The following is an 18,784-nucleotide window of genomic DNA, read 5'->3' on the forward strand; positions in this document are numbered from 1 at the left end:
CAAGCGCTGGCCGGGATCGAGAAATCAGGCAGTCTTGGCCTTTACGCCAAAACGCCCGAACTTGCGGAAGCGCGTCATCCAGCGATCAAGGAACAAGCCCAGTGGTCGCGGCGCAACGCCCAGCGCCTCGATTCCGGGCACCGTCCCGCTGGCCACGTTCCCTGAAACCAGCAGCTTCCATTGATCGGTCGTGATCGGTGCTCCCGGCAGCCACCCCGTCAACGATGCGATCGTGCCTGAAACCGCATCAGGCAAGTCGGCAAACACGGGATCACGACCGGCGGCCTTGGCTATGCGCCGGTTCAGCTCGCCCATCGTAATCACTTCCGGTCCGGCCAGTTCATAAGTCTTGCCGCCATGCGCCTGCGGATCGGCCAGCGCATTGGCAACAGCCTCCGCCGCATCGTCGACGAACACCGGCTGCAACTTCGCGTTCGGCCCGAACACCGGGATCAGCGGAAAGCTTGATACCAGTCCGCCAAACATGTTGAGAAACTTGTCGTCTTCGCCGAACAGAATCGATGGCCGCACGATCGTTGCCGATGGAAACGCCGCCAGCACGGCGATTTCGCCCTCGGCCTTGGTCCGGGCATAGGCAACGTCCGATTCACCATCGGCCCCCAGCGCAGAAACGTGGACGAACGCTTGCGCGCCAGCATCCTTCGCTGCCTGCGCCAGCCGCCCGACACCCTCGCCCTGCAATCCATCCAGGTTTCCGGCAAACGCCCCGACAAGGTTCACCACAGCATCCACGCCGGTCAGCGCCACTGCCACGGTATGCGGCTTCAGCACGTCCATGGCCACCAGTTGCACCTGCCCCAGCCCGCCCAGCGGCTTTACCCGGAATGCGCGTTCGGGATGGCGGCTGCACACCCGCAACCGTGCCCCGCGCGCCAGCAGTTCCTGCGCCAGATGGGTCCCGAAGAAGCCGGTTCCGCCAACCAGCGCAACCAGCATGCCGTCGAGATCGCGTGTCTTGCCCTGTGCCATGTGACCAAATCCTGCCGCTTGCGATAATCGCCCGGAAAGAGCGAACCTCTGCGCCGCCTTTGGCACAGCACAGGCCGCGCTTTCAATGACGAACATCCCGCGATCCTGCTCATCCGAAAAAAGAGTCGGCAATTACCGCGCATGCCCCGTTGACACCCCGCCCCCCTTCCCTTAGTGGCGCCCTCCTACCCGGCGGACGGCGCATTTGCCTTCCGCCCCGTGCCCAGATGGCGGAATTGGTAGACGCACCAGCTTCAGGTGCTGGCGCTCGCAAGGGCGTGGAGGTTCGAGTCCTCTTCTGGGCACCATCGCTTCCTCCGGACATGTCCATAAATGTCCGGAGAAGTCCGCAAAATCAAAGGTTTTTGACGGTTGGAGCGTCCACCCGCATCCGGTCAAATTCGTTGCAATTGACGGTATCCGACGGTATTTTTGACGGTATCGAAACCGACGAAAAGGTGGCGTCACGCTTACCGATCTGGCCGTCCGAAAGGCAGTTGCACGCGAGAAGCCCTACAAGCTTTCCGATGGGGGCGGGCTATACCTTCTGGTCACCAAGGCCGGTCAGCGGTGTTGGCGTGTCGATTATCGTTTCGGGGAAAAGCGGGCCACCGCAGCCCTTGGGGTCTATCCCACCGTTTCACTGGCCGAGGCGCGGGCCAAGCGGCTGGAAATCAAGAAGCAGATCGCCGATGGCATGAACCCGTCGGCCAAGCGCAAGATCGACAAGATCACCGGCCCGCTGGCCAACGTGAACAGCTTTCAGGCCGTTGCCTAGGAATGGCTCGACAAAGCCCGCCGGGAAGGCCGCGCTGAAGTGACGCTGGGCAAGCTGAAATGGCTGCTCGACTTCGCCCACCCGATCATCGGCGCACGCAAGATTGGTGAGATCAAAGCGCCCGAATTGCTGGCTGTCTTGCGCGCGGTTGAGAAGCGCGGGCATTATGAGACCGCGCGGCGGCTGCGCAGCACCTGCGGGCAGGTGTTCCGCTATGCCATCGCGACCGGCCGCGCGGACCGCGACGTGTCGGCAGACCTGCGCGGCGCAATCACCGTTCCCAAAGTCACGCATCGCGCGGCCATCACATCGCCGATGGAGGCAGGTGTGCTGCTTCGCGCAATTGACGCCTATTCGGGCTATCCAATCACCCATGCGGCCCTTCGTCTCGCCCCTCACGTCGTTGTGCGTCCTGGCGAACTCAGACACGCCGAATGGACCGAATTTGACCTGACCAAGAACGTCTGGACCATCCCCGCCGAGAAAACCAAGATGCGCGTCGCCCACCGTGTGCCGCTGACCCGGCAGGTGCTCGCCATCATGGAGGAACTGCGCGAGATCAGCGACAACCGCCGCTACCTCTTCCCGGCCCAAGGCAAGCGGGATCGCCCCATGTGCGAAAACACGATCAATCTCGCCCTGCGGCGCATGGGGTTTGATAGCAAGACGATGACCGCGCATGGCTTCCGCGCCATGGCTAGCACGCTGCTGAACGAGCAGGGCCACTGGAATCCCGACGCCATCGAGCGGCAGCTAGGGCACACCGAGACTGATGACGTCCGCCGCGCCTATGCGCGCGGAGAACATTGGGAAGAGCGGCTGGCCATGATGAAAAGCTGGTCCGACTATCTTGATCAGCTCCGATCAGGCGCGAAGATCCTGCAAGACAGCTTCCGCAAGCCGCCTAGCGCCGCGATTTCTGGATAAGGCGGCGCAGGCTGGCGACAGTGATGAGCGTTGATGCACCGATCTTCACGACATCGACCTCACCCGCTGCGATCAGCTCATAGAGCTTCGAACGGCCAATGCCCGTCAGCTGTACCGCGACCGGGATACGCACGGTCAACGGCTCCAGCGGCAATTGCGGGGTTTCCGGCATGGTAGCAGTTTTGGACAGGGCGCGGGGCATGAACTTCGCTTTCGTCAGATGGTTTTCGTGCGCGCCATTCTGCCCGATACGGCGGGATCGCTCCATCGCCGCCTCTGCGCCTGGCTACTCCTCGCAGCCCAGCGCAGACAAACAGGCTGCCGGAAAGAGCGGGATAGGTAGGGAGGTTTGCGGCAGGTGTTCCGCTTCCCGGCCAAACTTCATCAATACAGGGCATTTCGTGCCCATCGCAGGCAAGCGTTGCTTGGCGGCCTTTAGGTGGCTGCGGAATACCATCGGCGGAATCGGCAAGGCAGCAGGATTAGGGCTGTTTTGGAGGGCGAGATAAAAGAGGTGCCAGCGCTCGGTTGTTAAGCCTATGAGTTATAAAAGATTTTCCGTATGGCACCGAATTTCCGGTGCCATACGCTCCTGTCGAAACTGTCGGAGTTCAGCCCTGAAACGGTATGGCACAGCCCAAAATCGACAGATTGCGCCGCCGGATTCCAAGCAGCCTACATCGCATCACCGCACCGCCACTGATGCCCGGCACACTCGGCCTATCGTTGACCGAAGCGGATCGAGCACAACCGCCCAAAAATCAGGGGTGCCATACGTTTGTGCCGCAGATTTTCGCGCCTTTGCGCACTATCGTATGGCAGCCTCCCTTCGGTGCCATACAAAATTCTTCAACTGAACCAACCAGATAAGGGCCAGGTGCTGGCACTCCATTTATCTTGCCCTCCACATCTTACGCCAACCTACTCGCCGAAATTTCGCCAGACATCGCCGCCATCTGGCATTCGGTCATTGCCTAAAAGAGCCATTTCGCCTTAATTGGCGCAATGCTCCAATGCAGAGGCCAGCAATGAAAACCATGTCGGCGCGAGAGGCGAAGAACGGCTTTGGCTTGATGATCGACACGGCTCGCGCAAGTCCGGTGCTGGTCGAAAAGCATGGGCGCGGTGTTGTGGTAGTGATGGCAGTCGAGGAGTATGAGCGCTTGAAAGACATCGAAGCAGGCGGAACGCAGCAACGCTCTGGCATTGAAAGCGCGCGCCTGTGAGCAACCTCAGAGAAGCCGAGCGCGCCGAACTGCACAAGACCATCTGGCGCATCGCCAACGATCTGCGTGGCAGCGTCGATGGCTGGGACTTCAAAACCTATGTTCTGGGGATGCTGTTCTACCGGTTCATCTCCGAGAACCTGGTCGCCTATCTGAACGAGCAGGAACGCCGCGCCGGATCGCCCGACTTTGACTATGCCACCCTGAGCGATGCCGATGCCGAGTTTGGCCGGACTGAAACGGTGAAGGAAAAGGGATTCTACATCCTGCCCTCCAGCCTCTTCCCCAATGTCCGGGCGCGGGCGCGAAATGATGCGAACCTCAACGAAACGCTGTCCCAAATCTTCGCCGAGATTGAAGGGTCAGCCAACGGCGCGGATAGCGAAGATGATCTGAAGGGCCTGTTTGACGATCTGGATGTCAACAGCAGCAAACTTGGCCCGACCGTGGCCAAGCGCAACGAAAAGCTGGTCAAACTGCTCGATGCCATCGGCGATCTGCCGCTGACGCGCGGCGGATTTTCGGACAAGAGCATCGATCTGTTCGGCGATGCCTATGAATATCTGATGCAGATGTATGCCTCCACCGCAGGCAAGTCAGGCGGGGAATATTACACGCCGCAGGAGGTGTCGGAACTGCTGGCCCGGATCACCGTGGTCGGCAAGGATGCGATCAACAAGGTGTATGATCCGGCCTGCGGGTCGGGTTCCTTGCTGCTCAATTTCAGCAAGGTTCTGGGGCCGGACAAGGTGCGGCAGGGCTTTTTCGGCCAGGAAATCAATCTCACCACCTACAATCTGTGCCGGATCAACATGTTTCTGCACGATGTGAACTATGAAAAGTTCGACATCGCACACGGCGATACCCTGACCGACCCGGCACATTGGGATGACGAACCGTTTGAGGCGATTGTCTCCAATCCGCCCTATTCGATCAAATGGGATGGCGATGCCAATCCGCTGATGATCAACGATCCGCGTTTTGCTCCGGCGGGTGTGCTCGCCCCCAAGAGCAAGGCCGATCTCGCCTTCACCCTGCATATCCTGCACTGGCTGGCGGTGAATGGCACGGCTGCCATCGTTGAATTTCCCGGCGTGCTCTATCGCGGCGGCGCGGAACAGAAGATCAGGCAATATCTGATCGACAACAATTATGTCGATGCCGTGATCCAGCTTCCGCCCGATCTGTTTTTCGGCACCACCATCGCCACCTGCATCGTCGTGCTGAAAAAATCCAAGGCGGATAATGCGACCCTGTTCATCGATGCCAGCGCCGAATTCACGAGGGCTGGCAACAAGAACAAGCTGGGGGGCGAACATCGCCAAAAAATTCTGGACGCCTTTGCCGCGCGGGAGAGCGCGCCCCATTTCGCGCGACTGGTGGACAACAGCGAGATTGCCGAAAACGGCTACAACATTGCCGTGTCTTCCTATGTGGAACAACTGGATACGCGGCAGGCGGTAGACATCACCGCGCTGAATGCCGAGATCGCAGCCATCGTCGCCCGGCAGGCCGTGTTGCGGGAACAGATCGACGCGATTGTTGCCGATCTGGAAGGGGTGGCGGCGTGAATGCACAAACCACCAAGAAGATCATCATTATCGCCGGTCCCAATGGCGCGGGGAAGACCACCTTTGCCCGGTCGTTCCTGCCCGCCGAAGCGCAGCTCCCCCGGTTCATCAACGCCGATCTGATCGCGGCAGGCCTCGCCCCCTTTGCGCCGGAAACAGCGGCACTCAAAGCTGGACGATTGATGCTGCAAGAGATCGAGCAATGCGCGCTGAACGGCGAGAGTTTCGCATTCGAAACCACGCTGTCCGGCCTTGGCTATCTGCGCCAGATTGCCCGGTGGCGGGCGCAGGGCTATCGCGTCAGCCTGTACTTTCTGGCGCTGCCGGATGTGGAAACAGCCGTGGCGCGGGTGGCGGAACGGGTGCGCCAGGGCGGGCATGATATTCCCGAACCCGTCATCCGCCGCCGCTTTACCGCTGGCCGCGACAATTTTCATCTGCGCTTCAAGCAGGCCGTGGATGATTGGGCGATATACGACAATACCGGTGCCGAACCCGCCCTGCTGGAATGGGGAGAAAATCCATGAAACCGCAAGACCTGTCCAAGGCAAAGAACCCTGATCTGCGCGCCTCGCTGGCCGCAATGAAGCGCGCAGCCGCATTGGCGCGCCAGACTGCCATGCAAACCGATACGGCCATTATCATGGCACGCGACGGTAAGCCGGTGCGCGTCTCTGCGGAGGAACTGCGCCGGGAAAGCAAACAAGCATGAGCCGGATCGATGCGCTGATTGCGGAGCTTTGCCCGGATGGGGTGGAGTTTCAAACCGTAAAAGAGATTTTTGTCACGAAGAATGGCTATACTCCATCCACAACCAATAAGGACTACTGGACTGATGGGACAGTGCCTTGGTTCCGAATGGAGGACATTCGCGAGAATGGTCGCATTCTTGGAGATTCGATTCAGAAAATCACAAAAGAAGCCGTGAAAGGTGGAAAATATTTTCCAGCAAATTCGATCATCATCGCAACGTCTGCTACCATTGGGGAACATGCGCTTATCACAGTTCCTCATTTATCAAATCAAAGGTTCACTTCGCTTGCGCTGAAGTCAGAGTTCGCGAGCAGAATTGAGATGAAGTTTGTCTACTACTATTGTTTCTTGCTCGATGACTGGTGCCGAAAAAATACGACGACATCAAGTTTCGCGTCGGTCGATATGAGTGGTTTTAAGGATTTTCGTTTTCCCATCCCGCCCCTCGAAATTCAGCGGGAAATTGTTGCAATTCTTGACAGGTTCACCAAGCTGGAGGCGGAGCTGGAGGCGGAGCTGGAGGCGGAGCTGGAGGCGGAGCTGGAGGCGGAGCTGGAGGCGCGGCGTCGGCAGTATCAGCACTATCGCGATACCCTGCTCAGCTTCGCCGAGCGCACGGATAGCCAAGCAAGCAAGGATAATGGCCTTGGGTGAGATTGGCAACTTCATACGCGGTTCGGGCATTCAGAAATCGGACTTCAAGGAATCTGGCGCGGGCTGCATTCACTACGGCCAGATCCACACCCACTACGGTGTGTGGGCGAAGGCGACAAAGTCGTTTGTCAGTCCGGAATACGCCGCACGCCTGCGAAAAGCGCGGAAGGGTGATCTTGTAATCGCCACCACCAGCGAAGACGATGAAGCTGTTGCGAAGGCGGTAGCATGGCTGGGCGATGAGGACGTGTCGGTCAGCACCGATGCTTATATCTTCCACCACACGATGAACCCCAAGTATGTCGCCTATTTCTTTCAGACTCAGGATTTCCAGTCGCAGAAGAAAAGTCACATCACCGGGACCAAGGTTCGCCGCATTTCCGGTGAGAGACTGGCTAAAATCCGCATCCCCGTTCCCCCGCTCGAAGAGCAAGAGCGCATTGTCGCCATCCTCGACACATTCGATGCGCTGGTGAACGATCTGTCCAGCGGACTTCCGGCAGAAATCCGCGCGCGCCGCCAGCAGTATGAACATTACCGCGACCGCCTGCTGGCCTTCAAGGAAGCGGCATGAGCGAAGCGCCGCGACCTTTCCGCTATGAAACCATTGCGATTTCGGAAGAAAGCACCGTCGTCGCCGAATTCGTGCCAGACGCCGCCAGTGTCCAGGACGCCGCCTATCAATCCGAAGATGCGCTGGAACGTGCGTTCATCCGACAATTGCAGGCGCAGGCCTACGACTATCTGCCCCTGACATCCGAAGCCGAGCTGATCGCCAATCTGCGCTTCCAGCTTGAAAAGCTGAACAAGGTTTCCCTGTCAGACGCTGAGTGGGAACGGTTCTTTGCCACGGCAATCGCGGGCGCGAATGACGGCATCATCGAGAAAACGACCCGCATTCAGCAGGACCATGTGCAGGTGCTGAAGCGCGATGACGGCACCACCAAGAACATCTACCTGATCGACAAGACCAACATCCACAACAACACGCTTCAGGTGCTGAACCAGTATGAGGCAGCCAAGAACGACTCAGGGGGCGCGCGGGCCAACCGCTATGACGTGACGGTGCTGGTGAATGGCCTGCCCATGGTCCACATCGAACTGAAGCGGCGCGGCGTGGACATCCGTGAGGCGTTCAACCAGATCAACCGCTATGCCCGCGACAGTTTCTGGGCCGGGTCAGGCCTGTTTGAATATGTCCAGCTGTTCGTCATCAGCAATGGCACACTGACCAAATATTACAGCAATACCGTGCGCGATGGCCATCTGGCCGAACAGCGCGGAAAGCGCAGCCGCCAAAAGAGTTCCAACAGTTTCGCATTCACAAGCTGGTGGGCCGACGCGGCCAACCGCCCGATCACCGAACTGGCCGGCTTCACCAAGACTTTCTTTGCCAAGCATACGCTGCTCAACATCCTGACGCGCTATTGCGTGTTCGACGTGGACCGCAAACTTCTGATGATGCGGCCCTATCAGATCGTCGCCGCCGAAAAGATTTTGCAGCGGATCGCCGGGTCCACCAATCTGCGGCAATTGGGCACGCCTGCCGCAGGCGGCTATATCTGGCACACGACCGGCAGCGGCAAGACGCTGACCAGTTTCAAGGCAGCGCAACTGGCGCGCAGCCTGCCCGGTATCGACAAGGTGCTGTTCGTGGTGGACCGCAAGGATCTGGATTACCAGACCATGCGCGAATACGAGCGGTTCGAGAAGGGCGCGGCCAATTCCAACAGGTCCACCGCCGTGCTGCAACGGCAGCTGGAAGACCCGAACGCCCGGATCATCATCACCACCATCCAGAAACTATCACGCTTTGTCGCCGCGAACCGCAAGCATGATGTCTATAACGATCATGTCGTCGTAATCTTCGACGAATGCCACCGTAGCCAGTTTGGCGATATGCACGCCGAGATCACCCGCGTGTTCAAACGCTATCACCTGTTCGGATTTACCGGCACGCCGATCTTTGCGGAAAATTCCGGCACTGGCGGCGATCCCCGGCGGCGCACGACACAGCAAGCTTTTGGCGACAAGCTGCATACCTACACCATCGTCGATGCCATCAATGACAAGAACGTGCTGCCGTTCCGGATCGATTATATCAACACGATCAAGGCCGGAACGTGGATCAAGGACAAGCAGGTATCGGCCATCGATACCGAGCGGGCATTGCTGGCACCGGAACGGATTGCCCAAATCGTCGGCTATATCCGCGAACACTTTGATCAGAAGACCAAGCGCAGCAGTTCCTACCGGCATGATGGCAAGCGGCTGACCGGTTTCAACTCGTTGTTGGCGACAGCTTCGATTGATGCAGCCAAACGCTATTATGCGGAATTTTCCAAACAGCAGCAGTCCTTGCCAGAGGCGCAGCGGCTGAAGATCGGCCTGATCTACAGCTTTGCCGCCAATGAGGACGAGGAAGGCGGCCTGCTGGGCGAGGAAGAATTTGAAACTGATGGGCTGGATCAGGGTTCGCGCGATTTTCTGGAAGGTGCAATCCGGGATTACAATGCCCTGTTCAACATGAACTTCGACACCTCGGCTGACCAATTCCAGAATTATTACAAGGATCTGTCCCAACGGCTGAAAAAGCGCGAACTGGACATGGTGATCGTGGTCAACATGTTCCTCACCGGGTTTGACGCCACGACGCTCAACACCCTGTGGGCAGACAAGAACCTGAAGGCCCATGGCTTGATCCAGGCCTATTCGCGCACAAACCGCATCCTCAATTCGGTCAAGACCTATGGCAACATCGTGTCGTTCCGCAATCTGGAGAAGGAAACCAACGACGCGCTGGCTTTGTTTGGCAACAAGGACGCCAAGGGCATCGTGTTGCTCAAGCCCTATGCGGAATATTATGGGGAGTATGAAAAGCGGGTCGCCGAGCTGCTTGGCACACACCCGCTTGGCCAGCCGATCATTGGGGAAGCTGCGCAAAAGGCCTTCATCAAACTGTTCGGTTCGATCCTGCGTTTGCGCAATATCCTGACCGCGTTCGATGATTTTGCAGGCAACGAAATCCTGAGCCAGCGCGAGTTTCAGGACTATCAGAGCCTGTATCTCAACCTTTATGCCGAATTTCGCAGCGTGTCCGACGCGGACAAGGAAGCTATCAACGACGACGTTGTGTTCGAGATCGAACTGATCAAGCAGGTTGAGATCAACGTCGATTATATCCTGCTGCTGGTCGAGCGTTACCTTTCATCGAAGGGAACCGGCGACGACAAGGAAATTCTGGCGACCATCGAGCGCGCCATCAATTCCAGCCCATCGCTCAGAAACAAGAAGGACCTAATTGAGCGGTTCGTCGATTCAGTTTCGTCATCAGCGAAGGTCGATGCGCAGTGGCAAGCGTTTGTTGCGGCCAGGAAAGCGGAAGAACTCGAACGGATAATTGCGGACGAAGGCCTCAACGCAGAGGCGACACATGGCTTCATCGACAATGCGTTCCGCGATGGCGCGATCCCTTCAACAGGAATCGCGATCACGAAAATCCTGCCGCCAGTGTCCAGATTCTCCAAGGGCAACGGCCATGCCGTAAAGAAGCAGGCGGTGCTGGATAAGCTGGCCGCCTTCTTTGATCGATATTTCGGGCTGTCATGACGTGACGGTGGGGCAACTGACAGTTCGCGGAAGGGGCGGAGATGCGTGAGGCTGAATTTCGGGTTTGGTTCGAGGCCAATGATTATGACGCGGCCACGATCGGCACGCAGCTTGCCCGCGCCAAGCGGATCGAACAAAGCTACGGTGATCTTGATGAGCTGTACCGTGATGGAGAGTTGGCCGCGCTGAAGGCTGAGCTTTCCTACTCATCAGAAGACGAGCGGGCCAACCGGCCCAATCCAGCCAAATTCCCCGTCAACGGCAATATTCGCAATTCGATGGCAAGCTATTGCAGCACCATCGAATATTATTCGAAATTCTGCGCCTCATTTGACCGCGTGCAACAAGGAGACGGCCAAAATATCACCAGCGAAGCCATTGAAGCGGCAATGGATGAGTTTGATACCATCGGCCTTGAAGGCTTCAAATCGCAATACGGCTTCGGAACGCCCCAGAAATACTGGGTGAAGCGTCCGGGCAATGGAAAGCTCTATCCTGCGAAAGCAGTAGTTGGCGTCTCATACGGACATGTTCCCGGTGGCGTCCCCCTGAAGGCATCAGACTTCTACGGTGGCCAGGGGGAGCAGGCCGCGAATGGGATTCTGCGCAAGCTGGGTTATGAAATCGTCTCGCGCGGGGCCACTGCGCCTGAGGCAAATGGGCCGGTGAAGCCTGAACCGAAGCATGAAGGTGATTTCATGGCCATGCCAACCAACCTGATCCTTTACGGCCCGCCGGGCACCGGCAAGACTTACCGCACTGCGCTGGAAGCGGTGAGGCTGTGCGATGGCATGTCCAGTTATCCGGAAACCAACGATGGCCGGGCTGCTCTGATGGCTCGGTACAATGAGCTGGTCGCGGACAAGCGGATCGCCTTCGTCACCTTTCACCAAAGCTATGGCTACGAAGACTTCGTAGAAGGCCTGCGTCCTGTGCCCATCGGGAATAGCGACGGGGAATCCGTTGGCTTCCATTTACAACCGCAACCGGGCATTTTTCGTCTGATCGCGGAACGTGCGGAAACTGGTGGTCTGGCTGTTGGCAGTGAGCCTTTGAACATCGCTGATCGCGCAGTCTACAAAATGTCTTTGGGAGAGGTGGCCGATTCAGCTTCTGATTTCGTCTTTACGGAATCCCTCCAGAACAACTACGCTTTGTTCGGCTTTCGCGACATCGACTGGACCGACCCGCGCTTTTCGGACCGTGAAGAGATATTCTCCGAGGTGAAGAAGGAATTTCCCGATGAGGATGTCACCCCCAACAAGGGTATGGTGCAATCGCCCGATGTATTCCGCAACCAGCTAGAAATCGGCGACATGCTCATTGTCGCCAAGGGCAATCATCGATTCAGGGCAATTGGCATCGTCGAGGGCGAATACGAATATGCGCCTCGGCCCGATGGTCGATATTGCCACCGCAGAAAAGTGCGATGGCTCTGGCATGACAAGGATGGCTTGGACGTCAGCGAACTCTACCCTCCGAAGTTCATCCAGAAAACGCTGTATCGGCTCAAGGACGCGGAACTAAATCGGCCCCTGATTGCCCGGCTGGTTTCAGAAACCGTTGGTGACGGGGCAGAAGGCGAACCCTTGCCGCACGTCCTCGTCATAGACGAAATCAACCGCGCCAATGTGTCCAAAGTGTTCGGCGAACTCATCACGCTGCTTGAGCCTGACAAGCGGACAGGCATGGACAATGCGTTGTCAGTGACCTTGCCCTATTCCAAGCGGCAGTTTTCTGTACCCGCCAACCTTCACATCATCGGAACGATGAACACGGCAGACCGGTCCATCGCTCTGCTGGACACAGCATTGCGGCGGCGGTTCGATTTTCGGGAAATGGCTCCGGACCCATCGCTTCTGGCGAAAGCCAGCGAGCGGGCCGGGATTGATCTCGTGCGCGTTCTGACCACCATCAATCAGCGGATCGAGTATCTCATCGACCGGGAACACCGCATCGGCCACGCCTTTTTCATCGGTTGCGAGACAGCCGAACAGGTTCATGCCGCCATGCGCGACAAGGTTATTCCGCTGTTGCAGGAATACTTCTTCGAGGACTGGAGCCGTATCCATGGGGTGCTCGGTGACGGCTTCATCGGATCCGTTACCTTGAAGTGCCCACTTGGCGAGGGTGAGGATCGCAAGAGCTGGTTCGTGCGCTTGGACAAGCAGCCGGACGGAAGCGATCTTTTTCCTCATGATGCATTCGCGAAGTTGATCGGCAAGGTTGCAGGCGTTGCGGCAGGGTCCCGCGAATGATCGACGAACTGGCCAGCCATCTCCTTCCCGGTGTGCCTGTCGAGCGGGTTGCTACTGCGCTCGGCGCGGCGGCAGGCCAAGAGTTGGCCTCGGTCAAGTTTGGCAGTCCCGAAAGCAGCTCGGCTCTGGCGGTCAATGGTTTCGGCCCCTTTCTCGAAAGTCCGGGCACGTTACCGGCGTTTCCCTGCCTTAATGATCTGGATTGGCCTGCGCTGACCGTCGATATTGAGCGTCAGATGCGTTTCCCATGGGCGGGCGGCCGCCACCCTTGGCTTGATGCCGCCGTCGAAACTGCAACACAGCTGATCGGCGTTGAATCGAAGCGCTTCGAGCCTTTCCGCGATTCCAAGCTAGCAAAGCTGTCGCCCCAGTACTCGTCGCACAAGTGGGATGAGGGTATGGAGCCGTGGTGCGCGATGCGTGACCACTTGCTGGCGGAACCAGCGGCCTTTCGTCATCTCGATGCGGCGCAACTGGTGAAGCACGGCTTTGGTTTGGTGACTGAGGCAAAGCGACGGGGAAAGTCGCCGGTCCTCCTCTACCTCTTTGCTGAGCCTACGGAAGGCCGCGCCATTAAAGCACAGGCAATTGCTGACCACCGATCCGAAATCGCCCGGTTCGCCGGAGGGGTAACCGGTTCAACAGTCCGATTCGCCGCTTGTTCATGGCGTGAATGGCTGACAACCTTCCAGCCAAGCCTGTCCGATCATGCTGATCGCGTCATTGCCCGGTTCCACCCGTGATGCAGCGCCCATGTCAACCGACCACCATTAGGTTCGTCGCGCGCGGCGAATGGCAGGGTAGTCCCAGATTTGATCTATGTGATGGAGAACAATAGATGTCCGCACTCACCACTCCTTCTCACGCCGAGCTTAGAAACCGGATTGAGCAGCTCGCCATTTCTGCGGACGCCAAGTCTATCCTAATCGGCATGGCTGACATCTCGGCCAAGGCCGGTGACACCGTCATTGCCATAGGGCGGCATGTTCTGGGGTTCACATTCGATTTGTTCAGGCAGTTTCCGAACAGCAGTTTTGGCCTGATCGCAGGCTTTGTCATCGGATCGCTCATTGGAGCCATTCCATTTTTTGGCGCTGCTCTGGCAGCGGTATTCACCCCGCTTCTCATGGCGCTCGGTCTCGCCAGAGGCGCGGTCGCTGATCTTGGCAATGCCGCGATCCGTGACAGAATGACAGATTTCGAGCATCGGCTCCGTGCCATGGTGCCTGAAGCAGCGGCATGATCGTGCAAGCCGAACTGGAAGCCCGATTTTCTAACGTGACCTGCGTTGTCGCTGATCCTTTGCGCTTCAAGCTGCGGCTTGGCATCGGAGAAGACGCTTACACGTCCCTCCGGGTGAAAAAATCGCTGCAAGAAGTCTGGGACGTGGGCGGCATGGCTGCGACCGGCGCTACAGTAGCCGCATCACCAATGGTGGCGGGTACATTCTTTGCATCGAAAGGTCTGCTTGCCGCCATTGGCTTGGGTGCTGCAGCTGCAACGCCAGTGGGATGGGTGGCCGCTGCGGCGGTGGCCTCTGGCGGGGCATATTATGGCGTGACGCGACTGTTCCGGAGCTATTCGGGCAGCCGTGTCGATGTCATTCCCCATTTTCTCAACACGCCAATGGACTTACTGGCCGCAAGTCTGTTTGACCTGATAGGTGGTCTTGCTGCTCGAATTTCAGCCATCGATGGCCAGATTGATGATGTCGAGAAAGCTACGATTGCGCGGCATTTCATCCAGGATTGGGGCCTTGATACCGGCTACGTGACACATGCGCTGGAGGTGATTTTTCAGGGCGTAGATGCTGTGCGGGTCAAGGATATTGCAAAGGCAATCGCATCATTTCAGGCGGACAATCCCGACTGTAATCCGCAAGCCATGCAGGCGGAGTTGATGGCCTTCCTGCGCGAGGTTGCCGAGGCTGATGGCAAAATGGATGAACGCGAAGAACTCGCCCTGGATGCCGTTGCCCGCGTGCTGGAGGAAGAAAGCGCCTTCAGCCTGCAAAAGGCCGGTCAGACTGTCTCGGTATGGGCCAAGGATGCGGCACAATCAGCGGGCAGCCTTGCCAGCAAGCTCCCCTCCTTGAACCTGAAAAGAGGCCAGTGACACACCTCTGTGCCCACGAATGGGGCCGGGTCGCTGTTCACAACGGCACCGGTCCAGCGCTCGAACGGGCGTTTACCCGTAGTCAGGCGAATGCCCTGTTGCTGGCCGCTCGATCTCACCCGTTGGCGAACCGTTCCGGGACCAATATTCTTGTAGATCGCTATACCGAGATAGGGGCGCAGCAGGTTGTCGGCGTGATTGCCGCGCCGGGGTGCAGCCTTGAGATTCTGCCCAAGATCGACGCTACATCGGATGAGAATGATGAAACCATCCGCACCCGTCTTGTTTCCATGCTCGACGTCGCGCTTGGTCTCAAACTCGGCGATGGACAGGCCCTGGCTATGGCACGCCAGAAGGAAACCCTGCTTGATATCCTGATCCGCTTATTCGCTGATCGCCTGCTGGCTGAGGCCCGGCGCGGTCTTCCCCGCGCTTACATGGCGCAGGAAGAGAATCTCGCCGCGTTGCGCGGGCGGCTCGATGTCATCCAGCAGTTTACGCACAATGCGGTCCGACCGGACCGACTGGCCTGCCGTTTTGACACACTGATGCCGGATACGCCGTTGCTGCGTGTCATGAAGGCCTGCGTGCTCATGTTGCGCCGCCACGCGCGCGTACTGGCGACACAGCGAAGCCTTGATGAGTTGCGATTTCTCCTGGCCGAGGTCAGCGACGTTCCGGTCACTGCTCTGCCATGGGCGCAAGTGCGGATAGATCGGACCAATCGTCGCTGGGAGACGCTATACGGGCTGGCAAAGCTGTTTTTGAAACGTGAATGGCAACGCACCAACCACGATGCAAAGGCGGGCCAGGGGATTACCCTGTTGTTCGCCATGAACGACCTGTTCGAAGCCTATATCGCTGCACTTGCCCGGCGGGCGCTGCTGGGTAGCGATCTGACGGTCCATTCGCAGGGCGGATTGCGCTATTGTCTGATGGAGGAGGGTGATGGCGGCAAAGAACGCTTCCAGACGACACCGGACATTCTCATCAAGCGGAATGGGCAGGTCGTGATGGTGATCGATACCAAATGGAAGCTGATCGGCCGAAATCCAGAAGACAAGAAGCGCGGCGTTTCGCAGTCCGATGTCTACCAGATGATGGCTTATGCTCGTCTGTACCAGTGCAGGGAGGTGATGCTGCTCTATCCTCATCACGCCAGCCTTGGCAGTGAGGCGCTGGATGCAGGTTACGGCATGATGGAAGGCGATGAACGCCTGCGGATTGCAAGTGTTGATCTGGTTGCTGGCAAGAGAGCGGTTGAGCAACAACTGGAGGGGCTGATTGCACCTTCCACGGTCACGTAATTGGCTGCGGCTTGATTCGGTTTTTCACCGCTCTCAGGCGGGAAATCGTCGGCGGGCCGCAAAATAAATTTTGCTGTCGCAGATTGATCCGAAATATAACGTCCGCAGCGATTTGAGTCCTCATCGAGGACCAACGCCGATGCCAAGACGGTATTTTCGACGGTATCGAAACTCAAAAAATCACAATAAAGCATTGTGATATAACGCTTTGCCGACACATAACGGTCCCTCTTCTGGCACCATTTTCCGCGTCAGGGCATCCCGCAAGGGTCGGCAAACCGGCGGAAATCTGCCATTTTTAAGCCTTATCAATCCTGTAGTTTGCCAAGCAATATCAGGCAATCCGGGGTGATGTGGTCCCAGACCAAATCGACGACCCCATGTCCCTGGAACCGCACTCGCTGGCCCTCTCCCGGCACCGTTCAGGAGATTCGACTGTAGCGCTGAAAGAGCTGCAAATCGGGAACATCCGTCCGGTTGATAAAGTGACCCGCGCACTGATAAACAAGGCCTCTATCCGGATATCCATCCATGGCGACACCAACGGTCGGCGAGCGTGGCGCAATGCGCGCTTCGCCGACTGAAGGCTGAGGCGCGTCCTCATCAATTCCACAATTTTCGAAATATGGATTGACTACAATGACGCATTTGTTACTTCGATATTTCTCGAAAGGTGGTTTTATGGACAATCTCGATGTGCAGGTATGGGCGGTAGACGCGCTTGGGGCGCTCGCTCATGAAACGCGTTTGTCTGTATTCCGCATGCTGGTGAAAGCAGGGCCTGACGGCATGATTGCCGGTGCCATCGCCGATCAGCAGCGCGTACCGCCTTCCACCATGTCGCATCATCTTGCCATGCTTGAGCGCGCCGGACTCGTGCGATCCGAGCGCGAGAGCCGACTGATTCACTATCGCACCGATTACGCCGGCATGCGGCGCCTGCTGACATTCCTGATGCAGGATTGCTGCCAGGGCGCACCGGAAATGTGCGGTGACCTGCTGGGCGGACTTGCCTGCACCGGAGCAACCGCATGACTGACATCGTGATTTACCATAACCCGGAATGCGGCACATCGCGCAATACGCTGGCCATGATCCGCAATGCCGGGATCGAGCCACATGTCGTGGAGTATCTCAAGACTCCGCCATCGCGCGCCTTGCTGGAAAGACTGATCGAGCGTGCCGGAATTTTACCGCGCGCCTTGCTCCGTGAAAAGGGTTCGCCCTACGCTGAACTGGATCTCGGCAATCCCGATCTTACCGACGCACAATTGATCGATGCGATGATGGAGCATCCCATCCTTATCAACCGCCCGCTGGTGGTTTCGCCCCTTGGGGTAAAGCTGTGCCGCCCTTCGGAAGAGGTCCTCGGTCTCCTCCCCAGCAAGCAGTGCGGCGCCTTTGCCAAGGAAGACGGTGAGCAGGTGATCGACGCAACCGGCAATCGCGTGGCCCGATAACGATGTGGCCTGATAACAAGGAAGCGCCATGACCATACAGCCGAAGCGCGAACGCCTGTCGTTCCTTGACCGCTACCTCACCTTGTGGATTTTCCTCGCAATGGCGCTCGGCATCGGCCTGGGTTCCACTTTTGCGGGACTGCCAGCGGCTATAGACAGCCTTTCCTGGGGCACCACCAATATTCCCATCGCCATTGGCCTGATCGCGATGATGTACCCACCGCTGGCCCGTGTGCGGTACGAGGAACTGCCGCGCGTTTTCCAGGACAGGCGCGTACTGGCGATTTCGCTGATCCAGAACTGGATCATCGGTCCGGTGCTGATGTTCGCGCTTGCCGTCATCTTCCTCAGCGACAAGCCTGAATACATGACGGGGCTGATCCTGATCGGCCTTGCCCGCTGCATCGCCATGGTCGTCGTCTGGAACCAGCTCGCCAGGGGCGACAACCAGTACGTCGCGGCACTGGTAGCGTTCAATTCGATTTTCCAGATCCTGTTTTTCAGTATCTATGCGTGGCTGTTCCTTACATTCCTGCCGCCGCTGCTGGGCCTTAAAGGCAGCGTTATTGACGTCAGCTTCTGGACGATTGCCGAAGCGGTCCTGATCTATCTGGGGATGCCGTTCCTTGCCGGTTTCCTCACGCGCAGATGGCTGGTCAGGGCGAAGGGAAATGCCTGGTATGAACAGACTTTCCTGCCAAAAATCGGCCCGGTAACGCTTGTCGCGCTCCTGTTCACGATCGTTGCCATGTTCAGCCTGAAAGGCAATGAGATCGTGACTCTGCCGACCGACACCATCCGCATTGCCATCCCCCTGACGATCTATTTCGTCGTTCAGTTCTCGATCAGTTTCTTCATGGGGAAACTGGTTGAAAGCGATTATCCACGCACGACAGCCGTGGCGTTTACAGCGGCAGGCAACAATTTCGAGCTGGCGATAGCGGTGGCCATCGCCAGCTTCGGATTGGCTTCCCCGGTGGCCTTCGCCGCCGTGATCGGTCCGCTTGTCGAAGTGCCGGTGCTGATCGCGCTGGTCAACGTCGCGTTCTGGTTCGGGCGGCGCTGGTTTCCAGAAAGCCTGCCGACGGAGGCCCGGATATAGGGAGGTTTATTTCCCGGCGCCTGCTGCCGCTGCC

General features: G+C 58.0%; 18 protein-coding genes, 1 tRNA gene and 1 pseudogene. 18 read left to right on the forward strand and 2 right to left on the reverse strand.

All coding sequences use genetic code 11. The features are described from left to right. Positions 1 to 24 precede the first annotated feature (24 nt). Positions 25 to 990 (reverse strand): complex I NDUFA9 subunit family protein, encoded by a 966-nt coding sequence (locus LUA85_RS13870; RefSeq protein WP_231470882.1) that lies wholly within the window; start codon positions 988 to 990, stop codon positions 25 to 27. Positions 991 to 1,211: 221 nt separating this feature from the next. Between LUA85_RS13870 and LUA85_RS13875 the strand changes: the two genes are divergently transcribed. Together LUA85_RS13875 and LUA85_RS13880 are read left to right on the forward strand one after the other, a co-directional pair. Continuing rightward, positions 1,212 to 1,298: transfer RNA gene (locus tag LUA85_RS13875), tRNA-Leu, on the forward strand. Positions 1,299 to 1,468: 170 nt separating this feature from the next. Next, positions 1,469 to 2,695 (forward strand): annotated as a pseudogene (locus LUA85_RS13880) (tyrosine-type recombinase/integrase). Here the strand turns inward: LUA85_RS13880 and LUA85_RS13885 are convergent. Continuing rightward, positions 2,673 to 2,963, reverse strand: a complete 291-nt coding sequence (locus tag LUA85_RS13885; protein WP_371823691.1) for a helix-turn-helix domain-containing protein — start codon at positions 2,961 to 2,963, stop codon at positions 2,673 to 2,675. The pseudogene LUA85_RS13880 and the gene LUA85_RS13885 sit on opposite strands and share 23 nt — an antisense overlap. 760 nt (positions 2,964 to 3,723) lie before the next feature. Here LUA85_RS13885 and LUA85_RS13890 point away from each other — a divergent pair. From LUA85_RS13890 to arsB, 16 genes are all read left to right on the forward strand, one after another. Continuing rightward, positions 3,724 to 3,921: a type II toxin-antitoxin system Phd/YefM family antitoxin gene (locus LUA85_RS13890; RefSeq protein ID WP_231470883.1), complete on the forward strand. Its 198-nt coding sequence runs from the start codon at positions 3,724 to 3,726 to the stop codon at positions 3,919 to 3,921. Continuing rightward, a complete protein-coding gene (locus tag LUA85_RS13895; protein WP_231470884.1) occupies positions 3,918 to 5,492 on the forward strand; it encodes a type I restriction-modification system subunit M in 1,575 nt (524 codons plus the stop codon). The genes LUA85_RS13890 and LUA85_RS13895 overlap by 4 nt, the downstream gene beginning before the upstream one ends. After that, entirely contained in the window at positions 5,489 to 6,019 is a 531-nt protein-coding gene (locus tag LUA85_RS13900) for a zeta toxin family protein (protein WP_231470885.1), read from the forward strand. The genes LUA85_RS13895 and LUA85_RS13900 overlap by 4 nt, the downstream gene beginning before the upstream one ends. Then, on the forward strand, positions 6,016 to 6,204 hold the full coding sequence (locus tag LUA85_RS13905; RefSeq protein ID WP_231470886.1) for a hypothetical protein: 189 nt from the start codon (positions 6,016 to 6,018) through the stop codon (positions 6,202 to 6,204). Before LUA85_RS13900 ends, LUA85_RS13905 begins: the two co-directional genes overlap by 4 nt. Beyond that, on the forward strand, positions 6,201 to 6,899 hold the full coding sequence (locus LUA85_RS13910; protein ID WP_231470887.1) for a restriction endonuclease subunit S: 699 nt from the start codon (positions 6,201 to 6,203) through the stop codon (positions 6,897 to 6,899). Before LUA85_RS13905 ends, LUA85_RS13910 begins: the two co-directional genes overlap by 4 nt. Next, the gene (locus LUA85_RS13915) at positions 6,886 to 7,473 is read left to right on the forward strand and encodes a restriction endonuclease subunit S (RefSeq protein WP_231470888.1); all 588 of its coding nucleotides are present in this window, start codon (positions 6,886 to 6,888) and stop codon (positions 7,471 to 7,473) included. The genes LUA85_RS13910 and LUA85_RS13915 overlap by 14 nt, the downstream gene beginning before the upstream one ends. Further along, positions 7,470 to 10,508, forward strand: a complete 3,039-nt coding sequence (locus LUA85_RS13920) for a type I restriction endonuclease subunit R (protein ID WP_231470889.1) — start codon at positions 7,470 to 7,472, stop codon at positions 10,506 to 10,508. The genes LUA85_RS13915 and LUA85_RS13920 overlap by 4 nt, the downstream gene beginning before the upstream one ends. A 41-nt stretch (positions 10,509 to 10,549) precedes the next feature. Then, positions 10,550 to 12,766, forward strand: coding sequence for an AAA family ATPase (locus LUA85_RS13925; RefSeq protein WP_231470890.1), 2,217 nt, complete (start codon positions 10,550 to 10,552; stop codon positions 12,764 to 12,766). After that, the gene (locus tag LUA85_RS13930) at positions 12,763 to 13,509 is read left to right on the forward strand and encodes a hypothetical protein (RefSeq protein WP_231470891.1); all 747 of its coding nucleotides are present in this window, start codon (positions 12,763 to 12,765) and stop codon (positions 13,507 to 13,509) included. Before LUA85_RS13925 ends, LUA85_RS13930 begins: the two co-directional genes overlap by 4 nt. A 95-nt stretch (positions 13,510 to 13,604) precedes the next feature. Then, positions 13,605 to 14,009 (forward strand): hypothetical protein, encoded by a 405-nt coding sequence (locus LUA85_RS13935; protein WP_231470892.1) that lies wholly within the window; start codon positions 13,605 to 13,607, stop codon positions 14,007 to 14,009. Further along, positions 14,006 to 14,881, forward strand: a complete 876-nt coding sequence (locus LUA85_RS13940; protein WP_231470893.1) for a TerB family tellurite resistance protein — start codon at positions 14,006 to 14,008, stop codon at positions 14,879 to 14,881. The genes LUA85_RS13935 and LUA85_RS13940 overlap by 4 nt, the downstream gene beginning before the upstream one ends. Continuing rightward, positions 14,878 to 16,188: an McrC family protein gene (locus tag LUA85_RS13945; RefSeq protein ID WP_231470894.1), complete on the forward strand. Its 1,311-nt coding sequence runs from the start codon at positions 14,878 to 14,880 to the stop codon at positions 16,186 to 16,188. Before LUA85_RS13940 ends, LUA85_RS13945 begins: the two co-directional genes overlap by 4 nt. 380 nt (positions 16,189 to 16,568) lie before the next feature. Next, positions 16,569 to 16,772 (forward strand): hypothetical protein, encoded by a 204-nt coding sequence (locus tag LUA85_RS13950; RefSeq protein WP_231470895.1) that lies wholly within the window; start codon positions 16,569 to 16,571, stop codon positions 16,770 to 16,772. Positions 16,773 to 16,869: 97 nt separating this feature from the next. After that, positions 16,870 to 17,223 (forward strand): helix-turn-helix transcriptional regulator, encoded by a 354-nt coding sequence (locus LUA85_RS13955; RefSeq protein ID WP_231470896.1) that lies wholly within the window; start codon positions 16,870 to 16,872, stop codon positions 17,221 to 17,223. Then, positions 17,220 to 17,648: an arsenate reductase (glutaredoxin) gene (gene arsC / locus LUA85_RS13960; RefSeq protein WP_231470897.1), complete on the forward strand. Its 429-nt coding sequence runs from the start codon at positions 17,220 to 17,222 to the stop codon at positions 17,646 to 17,648. The genes LUA85_RS13955 and arsC overlap by 4 nt, the downstream gene beginning before the upstream one ends. Before the next feature lie 28 nt (positions 17,649 to 17,676). Continuing rightward, positions 17,677 to 18,750 (forward strand): ACR3 family arsenite efflux transporter, encoded by a 1,074-nt coding sequence (gene arsB, locus LUA85_RS13965; protein WP_231470898.1) that lies wholly within the window; start codon positions 17,677 to 17,679, stop codon positions 18,748 to 18,750. The last annotated feature ends 34 nt before the right edge of the window (positions 18,751 to 18,784 follow it).

Origin of the sequence: Novosphingobium sp. CECT 9465 (genome assembly GCF_920987055.1) — a bacterium.
Lineage (GTDB): Bacteria > Pseudomonadota > Alphaproteobacteria > Sphingomonadales > Sphingomonadaceae > Novosphingobium.